The sequence below is a fragment of the Streptococcus sp. HMSC078D09 genome (assembly GCF_001813675.1).
Taxonomy (GTDB): Bacteria; Bacillota; Bacilli; order Lactobacillales; family Streptococcaceae; genus Streptococcus.
The window spans coordinates 1-14,249 of the sequence record NZ_KV813680.1 but is presented as its reverse complement, the minus strand read 5'-3'; the positions used below and the strand labels follow the sequence as shown (position 1 = coordinate 14,249).

Sequence of the window (14,249 nt, the reverse complement as noted above, 5' to 3'; positions counted from 1 at the left end):
ACTCCTATCGACCGTGGATGAGACTTCTGTCATCCAACTTGGCTTTTTTTACGTTGTATAAATGGTAGAAGCAGTCGCAATGGTATGCCATTGGTTAGCCGTTGTGGCTGCGAAGTCCTGATCTCCGTAGAAATCGTTGAATGGCAAGATCTCTACTTCTAGTTCATCGATACGAGAGATTTCGCCTGCTAGGTAGTTTTCAATTCGACTTTCTGCTCGCTTGATGCGTTGCAAGAGTCCACCCATACGGATATCTACGGTATCCAATCCAAAGACCTTGTTTTCTTTCAGCCATTGGTGGCTAAAGAGAGCATGGAAGTGTTCAATCTGGCTTCTGAGTTTTGGCAATTCTTCCTGAGCGATTTGTTGCAAGCTTTCTTTATCATCCGCGTGATAGGCCTCACGGATGCGTCGTCCTACATCCACCTTGTTACTTAAAATAGCATTCAACTGAGCCTGAGTTTCAAAGAGATAGGCGTAGATGCCTGCTTTTTCTTTGATAGCAGCAAGAGTCTCAGCTGCTTGGGCAAAGTGTGGTTTGTCCTGTTCAGGAGTCATGTGCTTGTCAAGGATTGGGCAAAGAACATCCTGATAAAAGACATAGCGGTTAGGATTAATCCCACTGAGATTAGCTGGTAGGTCTGGCAAGAGATTGGCCAGATCCAGCTGCATAAAGTCCTCAACAGATAGACCTGTATTGGTCTTGAAGTGAGCTGACAGACGTTCTAAATCATTGCGGTAGCTAAGTTCTGCCCAGATTTGCAAGCTTGGCAGAATAGAGAACTGAGCTGTTTCACCACCATTGTCCCCCCAGCCAGTCACAATAACTTCCTTGATCTGATTGGCACGGCAGGCTTTGTTTGCTTCAAGAGCGATGAGACGACTGAAATGGTTGTGAGGTGTGAAGCCAATCCATTTCCAAGCCCCTCCCGCAAAGGCGATATCCTGACTAATCTTATGGTGATTACGGAAGTTTCGGTTGTATTTTTCCTCGCTATCCTGATAATAATCCCAGTAAACCAAGGTGACACGATCTTTGAGACGATCAAGATAAACACGTGTTTCTTCTGGAATTTCGACATCACGATCATACTGGCCATCTGCTGACATGAGCTTGAAGAACATATCACTCCACATCTGGCAGTGGAAACCGTACTTGTCTGCAATATCAAGCACGCGCTCCAAGTGTTGGCACATGAGAAGACTCCGATCCACCACACCATTCAAGATGAGGTAACGTCCCAAACCAACCAAGTGGGCTTCGTCCATCCCGATATTGACCTTGCGAGTTTGTAGTTTAGATAACGTCGCAAACATACCGTCAATCAGGTCGTAGACTTTTTCTTCACCGATGAGGAGAATGTCTTCTACATCGCGGAGTTCTTGCACTTCTTTGACACCCCATTTGACAAAGGCTGATAAGTGAGCCAAGGTTTGGATGCAGGGGACAAAAGTCATGTCAAACTGCTGGGCGTAGGCTTCAATTTCCTGTAACTCTTCAGCAGCATAAGCTCCACGGAAATAGCCAAAGTAAGGTTGCCCCTCGATTTGATAGGTGTCTTCCATGTAGAGCTCAAAGGTTGAATAGCCCATGAGAGCTAGAACTTCGATCATCTGCTTGGCTGATGCGACATTGATCACGGCATTGCGCGAACAATCCGCCATATAGGCTAAATCTTCATAAGCCGCCTGCTCCTCAATCTCTACCTTGTCTCCTTCTGCTAAAGCTGTTGCGAGGACAGACAAGGCACGGTAGAGTTGATGAGGTTTACGGTAGGTCAGTTGATACTGCCCCTTCTCACCCTTGATAGAAATAGAAGCATGGTCAGACTGAGTGACTACCACTTCTACATCTGGTAGAGAAATGTGATTTTGGAGCAACTCTAAAGCTTGCGCTTGTTTACTGCTGATTCCGGTAAAAGTTACCATTGGTTTTCCTCCTGTAACCAGTTGACAAGGGCACCGTAGAGATTAGCATCTGCCTGATAGGTGCAAGCTTGAATCACTGGAGCAATTGTATATTCTTCATATCTGTCCACAAAAGTATCTACTGCTTTTTGCACGCCTTTGATAAAATCAGGGTTCTGACTGATAGAGCCGCCTAGACTAATCACATCTGGGTCAATGAGGTACTGGATATTGAGCAGTCCTTGAGCAAGATTACGGTTCATGCGCTCGATAGCTTCCTGGCAAAGGGCATTGCCTGCTGCTGCCTCTTGGTACACCTTGCGGCCATCCCAGTCAGACTGACCTGATTTTTCAATCACATAGCGAACCATGTTTCCTGTAGAAGCGAGTTGTGACCAGTTATTGAGTCTTTCTGCGGGCTCGATGGTTGTCATATAGCCAAACTCACCGCCCAAACCATGACGTCCACGGTGAAGCTTGCCATTGATAATCATGGCCCCACCGATCCCTGTACCAATCACGACACAGGCTGCATTTTCAATCTCAGGATGCGCCAGCAGTTCACTCAGTCCAACACAGTTGGCATCATTTTCTAGATGGACAGGAAGCTTATGATGAGCAAGCGCCTCATACCATGAAAAACCATGGATGTAAGGAATGGCACTGATCCCCTCAATCACCCCTGTTTCTTGATGAACGGCTCCTGGGACACTCATGGCAATCCCACGGTAGTCACGTTCTGACAATCGCTGGTCCAGCCAAGCTAGCAAATCTTCTAGAGTTTCTGGAGTTGGGGTGCTGGCCTTATCTAAAATCTTTCCATCCGGAGTGAGACTAGCAAACTTAATCCCAGTCCCTCCGATATCAATCGTTGCAATGATCATTGCTTTTACCTGTAAAAAGGAGCGAGTCAGCAGTTGGTTCTTACTTTTTCGCTCCTCCTTTCCTTTTATTGTTTCTTCAGCTGCAACCAGCTATACTTCTTCTTTTTTAATCCATTCTGTCCGGATTTCTTGCGGTGCCAATAAACCTGTATGAACCGGATACGGTTGTTCCAGAAGATCGACAACCGTTTGTTGTCCTTCTGACACGCGCACATTTTCTTGGCTCATGTTGTAATAGCGAAGGATGTAACCTTCTTCATTTTCTGCTACCTTAAAGGCTGTTGGACAAACCTGAGGATGCGTCAAGGCGGTATGTTTGAGTAAGCTACCAGACGCTGCTACACTTCCTTCTTGTTTTTCAACTTGAAGGCTAGTCATCGGTGTCTGCAAAGCTTTAGCTCGGCGATAAGCAGAGAAGCGCCCCTGAGCTTGATGGCATTCTACTGCATATTCAACCTCAAATTCCCGCAAGCATTGTGCTTCTGGTGTTGGGAAATAGCCCCAGTCACCAAGTTCACCGGAAGCACGGAGAAGGGTTACAGCTATCGTATCGTCTCCAAGGATTTCGTATTCATGCAGTCCTTTATTGGCCACTGTTACCCCTTTGACGTCATCATACAAGCTGACGAAGGCTTGCTGGTGTTGGGGATTTTCAGGATTTTCCCAAGAAGCAGCCGGTTTATTTGGCCGTGTGACCACCTCAAAAATGCTTTCCGAGTCGTTGCTTGGACGTGTATTGTGAGTCTTGACCAAGAGACGGATACGGTGATCCTTAGCTGTATTGGTGAAGCGCGTCTTGAAGCGAATTTGCGGATCATCTACAAAGATGGTCATCTCCGTTTCAAGAGGGATGGTTGTCAGCTCTTCTGAGCGACTTGCCTTGCGGTTCATAAACTCGATAATGCCTCTTTGCTCCGCATCCAATTGTTCATCCGCGCTGACCGGGATGGTCAAGTCATGCTTGAGCAAGATTTTGGCATAGCGAGCATTGTTTTCCAAGACCTCATAAGCTGTTAACTCCGCATAGATCGGCTCTGTTCCTTTTGGTTGGAAGTAGATATATTCATTTCCGATATCCCCACGATCTTCGAAGCGAAGGAAATCCTCATAAGCCTCATTGGTCGTTTTATCATAGAGGGTCAAGCCATCATCGATACTAAGGGTTACAAATGGCGTATCGATCACCCCATTTTGGAAAAGACCATCATGATGAGGTGCTTTGCCTTCCAAGAGCTGGAAGGTGGTCCAAGAAAGAGGCGCTAGGTGAACCGGAACCGTCACGCGCACTTGACGCGCGATATAAGGTTGACGGAATTTATCCTTAGGCAGGGTATAGCCAAAGCTTGCTCCCAAGTCCTCAATCTCTGCTTCTACAAGATGCCCATCTAAATCTTCTACGTGGTAGTCTGGCAAGGTCAAAGCGGCCATTTTCTTGAAGCCTTCTGTCGGATGCAATTCCTTAAACGGACAAACTGCTACATCGACAATCGTGCTGACGGTATCCACCTTATTATGCAAGCCAGTATTGATGACCGTAAAGAGGTGCTCACTCTGGGCTTTTTGAGTTGCTAGCTTACCCTTCCATTCGTTCAGAAGGTTGGTCTTGACGAAGTTTCCAACTTGGTTGACCTTGGCAAAACGAACTTCCATTTCACGGTGAACATCATCTACGCTACATCCACAAATACTATCGTGTGGCGCATTTTGTAAGAGTGTCTTCCAGGCATAGGTCAATTGATCCTTGTGGTTGTGCCCACCAGTAATGATGGTCAAAGGTTCCACCACTTGCTCGAGCAAGTTGCTGTTTTCTTGGAAGGCTTGCTTGAGATAAATCCGAGAGGAAGACGTATTTGCCAGTGTGTACCAACCATCGGTTTCCTGACTGGTCAATTCTCCTGTAACTGTTGATAATTGCTCAGGAAGCGCACTTTCCACTGCTTGCACATATTCATCAAAAGAGCTATGGATAAAGGTCACGTCAGGAAATAGTTCGTTAGCCACGCGAATTGCTTCACTCAAGTTTCGTTGAACTGGTTGGTGGTCGCAGCCGTTCATCATCAACCATTGGTTGGTGGAGGCATAGTCACGAACATCTGCCAATTTTTGTTTCCAAAAAGCCAAAGCTTCATCTTTATCCACTGGAATTTCGTTCCCATTACTGTACCAGTTGGCAAAGAGAATACCTAGCACACGGCTACCATCCGCCCCTTGCCAGTACATTTCAGAAAATTGAGAGGTAAACTGCTCATCTTCGAGGACTTGGTTGTCAAATCCGATTGGTTTGACCCCACGCCCAAAGGCTGCTACGTGGATCCCTGATTTTTGAAGGAGTTGAGGAGCTTGCCCCATATTTCCAAAGGTATCAGGGAAGTAACCAATCTGAGTAGATTTGCCCCATTTGGCGCATTCAGCTTGTCCAATCAAGGTATTGCGGACGTTGGCTTCACTGGAGATCAAGTAATCATCCTGCAAAATGTAGAAGGGACCAATCTTGAGTTTGCCCTCGTCGATATAACGCTGCACCTTGTCGCGGTTTTCAGGACGAATTTCTAAATAGTCGTCAAGGACAATAGTTTGGCCATCCAAGTGGAAACTTTTGAACTCCGGATCATTTTCAAAAAGATCAAAGAGATTGTCAAACAGTTCCACCAATTGCATGCGGTGACTTTCAAAAGGTAAATACCACTCACGATCCCAGTGGCTATGAGAGATGATATGTACAACAACATTTTCCATGAGTAAAACCTCATTCTAACTTAAATTTTTAATGTTTTAAATATAAACTTGTGATTCTAACAAGAATCAGTGAAGCTAAAGCGTGCTCCTTATACTCAATGAAAATCAAAGAGCAAACTAGGAAGCTAGCCGCAGGTTGCTCAAAGCACTGCTTTGAGGTTGTAGATAGAACTGACGAAGTCAGTAACATATATACGGCAAGGCGAAGCTGACGTGGTTTGAAGAGATTTTCGAAGAGTATTAGCGAATATCCAAGTAATCCAAGACTAATTCACAGAACATCATGTTGGCCCAAGAGAACCATTCACGCGAGTATTTGGTTGGATCATCTACATGGAAACTTTCGTGCATGACGCCCGTGCCTCCATCGCAGGCAACCAACTGGTCCAACAAATGTTTTTTCTCAGCTTTATCTGTCGTTGTCAATCCTTGAATGGATAAAGCAATCGGCCAGATATAGCGATAAAAGGTATGAGAACTTCCGAGCCCACTTGCGTACTTCCCTTCATAGAAGTAGGGATTTTCAGGACTCAAAATCGTCCGACGAGTAGCTTGGTAGACTTCATCGTCGATGTCGCAATAGCCCAGATAGGGAGCCGCCAACAAACTTGGTACGTTAGGGTCATCCATGATGCTAGCATTTCCCAAACCGTCTACTTCAAAAGCATAGATTTTCTCGCCCTTGCTGTTAGTGGTGTAGGCGTAGTTTTCAATTCCTTCTTGAATCTCAGTCTGCAGGCGTTTGGCATCTGCAATGATGCTCTCGCTATCGGCTAGATTCAATGTTGCGAAGATTTCTTGCACATAACCCAAGACAACCACTGCAAACATATTGGACGGAATCAAGTAACTATACTGACAGCAGTCATCACTTGGACGAAAGGCTGACCAGGTCATCCCTGTCACAGCAAAGTCAGGACCAAATCCGTCATTTACCAGCGTGTCTTCCTTACGATCTGTATCCCGAACAAAGCGATAAGGGGAATTCTTGTGGTCTTGTTCCACTGTCCAAAGATGAAGGATTTCCTTAGTCGCTGTAACAAAGGTTTCATCAAATTGGCTAGTCTCACCAGTTTCTTTCCAAAGAAGATAAGCCAGTTGCAAGGGATAGCAAAGCGAGTCCACTTCATACTTACGTTCCCAAATCCAGCCATTCAAATCGGTGTGATCAGTCTCGTGATGGCCTTTCCAGTTCTCCTCAATATTAAAAGAGTTGGCATAGGGATCCTTGAGGATCAAGGTCATCTGGCGTTTGACCAAACCAGCAATGGTCTGACGCAAACGAGGGTCTCTTTTTGCCACATAAAGATAGGGCCTCAATTGAGCCGTCGAGTCACGCAACCACATAGCTGGGATGTCCCCTGTTAACACAAAGGTTGAACCATCTTCTAAAATTTCAACTGTATTGTCCAAAGTGTCTGTATAACAACGTTCAAAGACATCCACCCACTCAGGGTACTCCTTAGCTCGCTCAGCCACTTGATCCAACCATTCTCGCACAATTTCTTTTGAATAGGTCATTTATTTTCCTCACACGTATCGATTCTTTCCTATTCAGTATAAAAGATTTCAAAAGGGAAATACATACGCAAACTATAGCCCTTTTTCTACTAAATTTTCCATTTGATAAAAACGCTATCATATTTGACAACACTTTGATACAATGAAGAAAATACCAGCGCGTGTTCAAAAAAAATACAGATCATTTAAGGTTGATGAAGAAAAAGGAGACAAGATGCGCACACATTGCCAAACCATCGATACCCGCTGGGGAAGCGATAATCATCCCCACTATTCGCACGGGAACACCCTCCCTTATACCGGAGTCCCTTTTGGGATGAACTACTTCCTTCCCCAGACGACACACGAACAAGGAGCTTGGTTTTTCAACCCCAATCTCCCTATTTTTCAGGGATTTCGTCTCACCCACCAGCCTAGTCCTTGGATAGGAGACTACGCTTGGTGCCTCATCACGCCCATCACGGGGGAAATTGCAAGTTCCGACCTCTTCCGTCGTCAAAGCAGTTATTCGATGAAAGAAGCCGTTTTCCAGCCTCACTACCTCCGTTTTTTTTCGGAACGTTATCAGATTCAAAGCGAGCTGGTTCCAAGCCGCTACGGGGCTGTCATGCGCTTTCGAGCACCAGAAAAGCTAACACTCTGCTTTCATGCAGCAAAGGAACTAGAGGACTTGACTCTGACAGACCAAACCTGCCACTTTCACATTCTGGATCAGGCCCATACCGCAGATACTTCATACTCTTTCTATCTCCAGTGGCAATTTAGCCAGCCGATTGAGAGCGTCACTCACATCGATCAAGATCTTTTTCTGACCTTTGCTAGCAATGAAGTGACCGTCCAATTAGGAACTTCTTATCTGTCCCAAGACATGGCTCACAGCCATCTTCCCCACCTTCCCCTAGAGGAAGCTAAAAAAGAAGCAGCCGATCAATGGAATCAGCTACTAAAACGAATTGAAGTAAAAGATGCCGGAGGGTGTGATCAAGCCTTTTTCGACCATTGCCTTTACCGACTCCTCCTTTTCCCTCAAACCTTTTATGAAACAGATACCGAGGGAAATGACTGGCACCTGGATGTCACTCATAATGAAATCAAACCAGGAAAAGCTTATACCAATATCGGATTTTGGGACCTCTTTCGGACCTCTTTTCCGCTCTTTAGCCTTGTCTACCCCGATTATTACCGTCACTTTCTCGAAGGATTTTTAAATACTTACAAGGATACTGGTTTTCTACCAAAATGGTTGGCCCCAGATGAACGAGGGATGATGCCAGGTACTCTCATCGATGGGATCTTTGCGGATGCTGTCACAAAAGGGATCGCACCAGACCTACATGAAAACATGCTGACAGCTATGCTCCAAACGGCCCAAAAAACAGATCCTACTCAACATTTTGGTCGCCATGGCAATGAAAGCTACAAGACCCTTGGATATCTACCCGATGATTTTCACGAAAGTGTGAGCCATAGCCTAGATTATGCCTATAGTGATTTTTGCATTGCTACCGTTGCCAAGCACTTGGGGCATACAGAAACAGCCGATCGGTATGCTGCTTCTAGCCTCTCCTACCGAACATTGTATGATGCCCAAACAGGCTTTATGAGAGCACGATCCACCAATGGAAACTTTAAAGAGCCCTTCTCTCCTACCAGCTGGGGAGGAGATTATGCAGAATGTTCTGCAACCCAGGCTACTTTTGGAGCCTTACACGACCTCTCCGGCTTGATAGAGCTAATGGGCGGTAAAAAAGCCTTCACCCAACGACTGCTGGATCTGGCCAATCAAAAACCTCAATTTGACGTAAGAGGATATGGCTATGAAATCCACGAAATGAGTGAAATGGCCCAAGCCCCATTTGGGCAGATCGCCATCTCCAATCAACCCAGCTTCCACATTCCCTACCTCTTCCGTTACAGCCTACATCCCGAATACACCAATCTCCTGATCCACCAGATCCGTTCCCAAGCTTTCCATCAAGATTTCCAAGCCTATCCAGGTGATGAGGACAATGGTAGCCTATCTGCTTGGTACATCTGGTCAGCCCTTGGACTCTATCCAACCTGTCCAGGAAAACCAATCTATGATCTGGGCCTCCCTCTCTTTAAAGAAGTCCTTCTCCATCTTCCCAAGCAAGAGCTCAAAATTTGCGCCAACTCACACACTGCAGGCGCCTATTTCATCCAAAAAGCCCTATTAGATGGCAAAGAGAAACAAGAGGTTTCCCATCAAGATCTCCTTGAAGCCCAATTGCTCCAGTTTGAGCTTTCTTGGCTCCCCCCACATGCATAACAAAAAGAGAGTGAGACAGAAATCGGTCATTCGTTAGAATTCGATTTCGTCGTCCCACCTCCGCACAGTTGAGTAGGGCTGTAAAAGCTGATGAAATCAGCGTAGTAGAACCTACTCAACCACTGCGTCCTACTCAACAATCCAAAAATCAATTGAGAGGCTAGGACTTTTGTCCCAGCCTCTTTTTCCATTATTCATCTCCTACATGATAGTAGATCGAGCCTTGTTCCCCAAAACTAGCGATACCAACACCAGACCACAAGCGGTTTTTAGAGGCATCTGATGTATCCTTAAAGACGACTTGTCCTTGATCGTCGACCTGATCACCAATAGTTACTCCCGCAGGAATATACTCCAACAAGAAGCCCCCATCACGACCACCATAAATGCCTTCTGAGGCGGTTCCATAATCCGTCAAAGAAGCTCCATAGCCCTCTAACTCTTGTGATACCAACCCTTTGTCGTTAAAGACCAGCTTGTTTCCCTTATCATCTTGCCAAACCCCAGCAATACTGCTGTAATCTCCATTGGCAATCGCCTCAAGATCCATTTTCTTCACTTCTTTTTTCTCTTCTTTTTTTTCTTTCTCCTTCACTTCTGAACTAGAAGCATCCGTCTTTTTGACCTCAGTTGAGGCAGTCGTTTGACTAGAAGAAGCCGGTGATTTTTTGCTCGCTCCCTGTTGCGAACAAGCCACCAATAAGACCACACTGAAAAGACTCACAAGAATTGCACCAACTTTTTTCATTTAATATTCCCCATACATTTTTTTAGTTTAAAGCCCTTTCATTGTAACGTATTTTCAAGCATTTGACAAGCTTCACTCCCCATTTTTAATCAAAAAGAGACCGGGATAATCAGCCCTAGTCTCTCTTTAGATACTGCTCTTAATGAGCCAGCATTTCCTGTGCCACTTCTAAACCAGATAAGTTCGAAGGATAATACGTTGGCCAATTTTCCAACTCATCATAAAGCGCCTCTTGACTCTTTCCTCCATGGAAAATGTGGAAGTGAGCTGCCTTTACCGGAGTAATTTCATGGTCACTAAATTGAACATATTTGAAGTCTCCCGCATCGCTCTCCTTCGCTTCAAAAAGATAACGAACACCACGATTTCCCTTCTTATAAGTCAAAATGTGCTTACCTACGTATTTATAGGTATATTTCTTAGAAGATCCTTTTTGATAAAACTCCATTGAATCCTTATCAATCTTAATCCGATCAATATCTGTTTGGTAACCCTTTGTATAATATTCCTTATACTCAGCAGCCGTCATAGTTGGATTTAATTTTGCCTTATAATCAAAGACCTGATCCAAAGTTCCATCTTGCAAGTATGGATAAACCGATTTCCAATCACCTGCATAATTTGCTAAGCTACGATCCTTCACTTGACTATCCTCGAAATATCCCTTTTGAACTGTCTTAGCATCTTCCTCATGTTCCGGTTGAATATCCTTACCAGCTTGTGACGTTGTTTTCTCTAGCGCCTTCAGATTCTCCTTCATAACAGACACGTAGTCTTCGCCATCTTTCATTTCTTGATCCGTCAAGCTTTCCAAAGGATTTAAGACAGCCAACTCAACACCAGCTTCAGAAGACAAGGTTTTCGCCAAGGACTTAGAAGCATTTTCCTCAAAGTAAATGACCTTAATCTCATTTTTCTTGATATACTCTGTCAATTCACGCAATCGTGCAGCAGAAGGCTCGCTATCAGGTGAAATCCCTGAAATGGCCACCTGGTTTAAGCCATAATCCAAGGCCAAGTAGCGGAAAGCCGCGTGTTGGGTCACGAAATTCTTTTGTTTCGCATCTTTCAACCCATCCTGATAAGCTTGATCCAAGGCCTGTAATTTCTTCAGATAGGCTTGGGCATTTTTCTCAAACGTCTTTTTCTTATCTGGATAAGCTGCCACCAACTGATCACGAATCGACTCTACCATCTTCATGGCACGATGTGGAGAGAGCCAAAGGTGAGGATCATATTCATGATGGTGTTCTTCGCCCCCTTCGTGTTCATGTTCCTCTTCCAATCCAGGAAGCAAGACCATGCCCTTGGTGGCATCGATCACTTTGGTTTTCTTATCCTTCATGGATTTCAAAAGATTTGGAACCCACGTTTCCATGTTTTCATTCTCATAAACGAAAACATCCGAATCTTGAATCATAGCCCGCCCCTTAGCAGACAATTCATATTCATGAGGCTCTGATCCCGCTCCAATGAGCAGGTCTACCGTTCCTTCATCTCCGACAATATTTTTTGTAAAATCATAAACAGGATAGAAAGTGGTCATCACTTTTAATGTCCCATTTTGACTCTGACTTTTGCCACAAGCTGCCAAGACAAGGGTCAAAGCCACTAACAATAACCAACCAAATTTTTTAAAGTTCATATCTACTTCCTCAAACGTGATCCAAGATTCACAAGCAAGAACAAGGCCACAAATAAAAGCGTGATGCTGGCACTCGCCGGTGTATCTGCAATATAAGACAAAATCAACCCACTAAACATCCCGATAAAACCAATGATGACCGCAATCAGCATGACCCCACGGAAGTTCTTCCCTAATTTCAGGGCAATACTAGCCGGTAAGACCATGATGGTTGAAACCAATAACGATCCTGCTGCAGGAATCATTAAGGCGATAGCAACCCCCGTCACCACATTAAATAAGATAGACATGGTTCGGACCGGAAGCCCATCCACAAAGGCTGTATCTTCATCAAAGGTCAAAATATACATAGGACGCAAGAATAAGGCCGTCAGCACTAATACAACGAAAGCAATCACAAACAAGGCGATCACCTGTTCATCCGTAATGGTTAGGGTAGAACCAAACAAATACTGATCCAAGCTCATCGAGCTTTTCCCACCACCACGCATCAGTACTAAAGCTAGGGCAAGACCAGTGGACATTAAAATTGCCGTCCCGATCTCCATAAAGTCCTTAAATAAGGTCCGCAAATACTCAAGAAAGACCGCAGCAATAATGACAATGATCATAGTCGAGAGCGTCGGAGAGATCCCAAGAAAAAGTCCAAAAGCGACACCCGCAAGAGAGACGTGACTCAGCGTATCACTCATCAGACTCTGCCGTCTCAAAATCAAGAAAATCCCTAACACAGGAGAAAAAAGACTCATGGCAACCATAGCCAACAAGGCCCGCTGCATAAAATCATACTGGAATAAATCAAGCATGGTCACCCTCCCCTTCTGTATCATGGACGTTAAAACATCTCCAAGGAGAGCTTTGGTCACGAACCAAATGAATATTCCGATCCGCAAATTGGTTAACCTCTTCAGGATCATGCGTGATCATCAAAACAGATTTTTGATGGTGATGCGCACTGTGATGCATCAACTCATAAAAATCACTCTTTGTCGTCGCATCCATCCCTGTCGTCGGTTCATCTAAAACAAAGATATCCGGATCTGAAGCAAACATCCGAGCAATGACGGCCCGCTGTTTCTGACCACCAGACAAAGAACCAATCGCCCGATCCTTGAACTCCAGCATCCCAACAGATTCTAAACTCTTCAGAATATGTTTTTCATCGTGCTCATTCAACTTTCGAAACCAGCCTTTACGAGGATACCGACCTGACTTCACAAATTCATAGACCGTACTGGGGAACCCAGCATTAAAACTAGCAATCTGTTGCGGCAAATAAGCAATCCTTAACTTCTTTCCCTTTACATTTGTCTTTGAAATCTCAACTGTCCCGACCTTTGGCTGTAGAATGCCAAGACTAGCCTTAATCAAGGTTGACTTAGCAGCCCCATTCTCACCAGTCAGCGTAACAAACTCTCCACTATCTAAGTAGTAATTGATCCCTTCCAGAACCGGTTCTCGATCATAATAGAACGATAAATTTGAAACCGTAATATACCTCAAACTATAACTCCTCTTCCAATAAATCTAAAAACCGCGAAATAACCCCTTGCTCATTCTTAGTAAACTTCGACAAAACATCCTCATAAGTGTGAAGGGTATGCTGATGGTGGTGCTGATGCTCTAATGCAATCGGCTTACCAATCTCAGTTAAGCGATAATAGAGAACACGAGCATCATTCTCATCGCGATAAGTCTCTAACATCCCCTGGCTTAATAAAGGTTTCACAGCCTTCGTGATAGCCGCCTGACTAACATTCAATTTCTTTGCTAAGACAGAATTGGTTAGAGCTTCATCAGAAACCAGCATCAAAATATGTTCCTGAGTGTTGGTTAATGAAACACCACTTGTACAAGAACCAACTAAAATCTCATGCTGATTTTCTGATAACAATAAAATAGAATTTAAAAATCGATCGATTTTATTTGCAACTTCAGACAAAATTAACTCCTTCTAATTCATTAAATGAAACTTTACCGGTTAATTATATCACAAAAAAGAAAAAAAATAAACAAAAAAAGGAGTAAAACTCCTTCATAATCTATACCGGCGGCCGGGGTCGAACCGGCACGTCCTTGCGGACACTGGATTTTGAGTCCAGCGCGTCTGCCAATTCCGCCACGCCGGCATAAATTTAACTGGGGTAGCTGGATTCGAACCAACGCATGAGGGAGTCAAAGTCCCTTGCCTTACCGCTTGGCTATACCCCAATAATAATATTAATAAATAGGCGAGTGATGGGGATCGAACCCACGCATGCCAGAGCCACAATCTGGTGTGTTAACCACTTCACCACACCCGCCATAATTATTAACACGGGCAGTAGGAATTGAACCCACACTGAAGGTTTTGGAGACCTTAGTTCTACCTTTAAACTATGCCCGTAAAGGATGGAAGGGGAGGGATTCGAACCCCCGAACCCGAAGGAGCGGATTTACAGTCCGCCGCGTTTAGCCTCTTCGCTACCCTTCCTGATTATTGAATTGATGGCGCGAGACGGAATCGAACCGCCGACA

General features: G+C 44.7%; 10 protein-coding genes and 5 tRNA genes. 1 reads left to right on the top strand and 14 read right to left on the bottom strand.

Annotation, left to right across the window (positions count from 1 at the left end; genetic code table 11):
* Positions 1–48 precede the first annotated feature (48 nt).
* The 4 genes from HMPREF2926_RS10455 to HMPREF2926_RS10440 form a co-directional block, all read right to left on the bottom strand.
* The gene (locus HMPREF2926_RS10455) at positions 49–1,929 is read right to left on the bottom strand and encodes a beta-N-acetylhexosaminidase (RefSeq protein WP_070587889.1); all 1,881 of its coding nucleotides are present in this window, start codon (positions 1,927–1,929) and stop codon (positions 49–51) included.
* A complete protein-coding gene (locus HMPREF2926_RS10450; protein WP_070587886.1) occupies positions 1,923–2,792 on the bottom strand; it encodes an ROK family protein in 870 nt (289 codons plus the stop codon). Before HMPREF2926_RS10450 ends, HMPREF2926_RS10455 begins: the two co-directional genes overlap by 7 nt.
* A 90-nt stretch (positions 2,793–2,882) precedes the next feature.
* A complete protein-coding gene (locus tag HMPREF2926_RS10445; protein ID WP_070587883.1) occupies positions 2,883–5,528 on the bottom strand; it encodes an alpha-mannosidase in 2,646 nt (881 codons plus the stop codon).
* A gap of 240 nt (positions 5,529–5,768) precedes the next feature.
* Positions 5,769–7,049 (bottom strand): glycoside hydrolase family 125 protein, encoded by a 1,281-nt coding sequence (locus HMPREF2926_RS10440; RefSeq protein WP_070587880.1) that lies wholly within the window; start codon positions 7,047–7,049, stop codon positions 5,769–5,771.
* A 214-nt stretch (positions 7,050–7,263) separates the two neighbouring features.
* Between HMPREF2926_RS10440 and HMPREF2926_RS10435 the strand changes: the two genes are divergently transcribed.
* Positions 7,264–9,339, top strand: a complete 2,076-nt coding sequence (locus HMPREF2926_RS10435; protein ID WP_070587877.1) for a GH92 family glycosyl hydrolase — start codon at positions 7,264–7,266, stop codon at positions 9,337–9,339.
* A 190-nt stretch (positions 9,340–9,529) separates the two neighbouring features.
* Here HMPREF2926_RS10435 and HMPREF2926_RS10430 read toward each other — a convergent pair whose 3' ends face one another.
* The 10 genes from HMPREF2926_RS10430 to HMPREF2926_RS10385 all read right to left on the bottom strand — a co-directional run bounded on the left by HMPREF2926_RS10430 (position 9,530) and on the right by HMPREF2926_RS10385 (position 14,205).
* The gene (locus tag HMPREF2926_RS10430; protein WP_070587875.1) at positions 9,530–10,087 is read right to left on the bottom strand and encodes a DUF6287 domain-containing protein; all 558 of its coding nucleotides are present in this window, start codon (positions 10,085–10,087) and stop codon (positions 9,530–9,532) included.
* 139 nt (positions 10,088–10,226) lie between these two features.
* Entirely contained in the window at positions 10,227–11,732 is a 1,506-nt protein-coding gene (locus tag HMPREF2926_RS10425) for a zinc ABC transporter substrate-binding protein AdcA (RefSeq protein ID WP_070587871.1), read from the bottom strand.
* 2 nt (positions 11,733–11,734) lie between these two features.
* The gene (locus HMPREF2926_RS10420) at positions 11,735–12,538 is read right to left on the bottom strand and encodes a metal ABC transporter permease (RefSeq protein ID WP_003009676.1); all 804 of its coding nucleotides are present in this window, start codon (positions 12,536–12,538) and stop codon (positions 11,735–11,737) included.
* A complete protein-coding gene (locus HMPREF2926_RS10415) occupies positions 12,531–13,235 on the bottom strand; it encodes a metal ABC transporter ATP-binding protein (protein WP_003013743.1) in 705 nt (234 codons plus the stop codon). Before HMPREF2926_RS10415 ends, HMPREF2926_RS10420 begins: the two co-directional genes overlap by 8 nt.
* A 1-nt stretch (position 13,236) precedes the next feature.
* Positions 13,237–13,674: a zinc-dependent MarR family transcriptional regulator gene (locus HMPREF2926_RS10410; RefSeq protein ID WP_070587869.1), complete on the bottom strand. Its 438-nt coding sequence runs from the start codon at positions 13,672–13,674 to the stop codon at positions 13,237–13,239.
* 103 nt (positions 13,675–13,777) lie between these two features.
* Positions 13,778–13,861, bottom strand: a tRNA-Leu gene (locus tag HMPREF2926_RS10405).
* 10 nt (positions 13,862–13,871) lie between these two features.
* A tRNA-Gln gene (locus HMPREF2926_RS10400) sits at positions 13,872–13,943 on the bottom strand.
* 19 nt (positions 13,944–13,962) lie between these two features.
* Positions 13,963–14,035: transfer RNA gene (locus HMPREF2926_RS10395), tRNA-His, on the bottom strand.
* Between the two features lie 12 nt (positions 14,036–14,047).
* Positions 14,048–14,118, bottom strand: a tRNA-Trp gene (locus HMPREF2926_RS10390).
* A gap of 6 nt (positions 14,119–14,124) precedes the next feature.
* Positions 14,125–14,205 (bottom strand) — tRNA-Tyr (locus tag HMPREF2926_RS10385).
* Between the last annotated feature and the right edge of the window lie 44 nt (positions 14,206–14,249).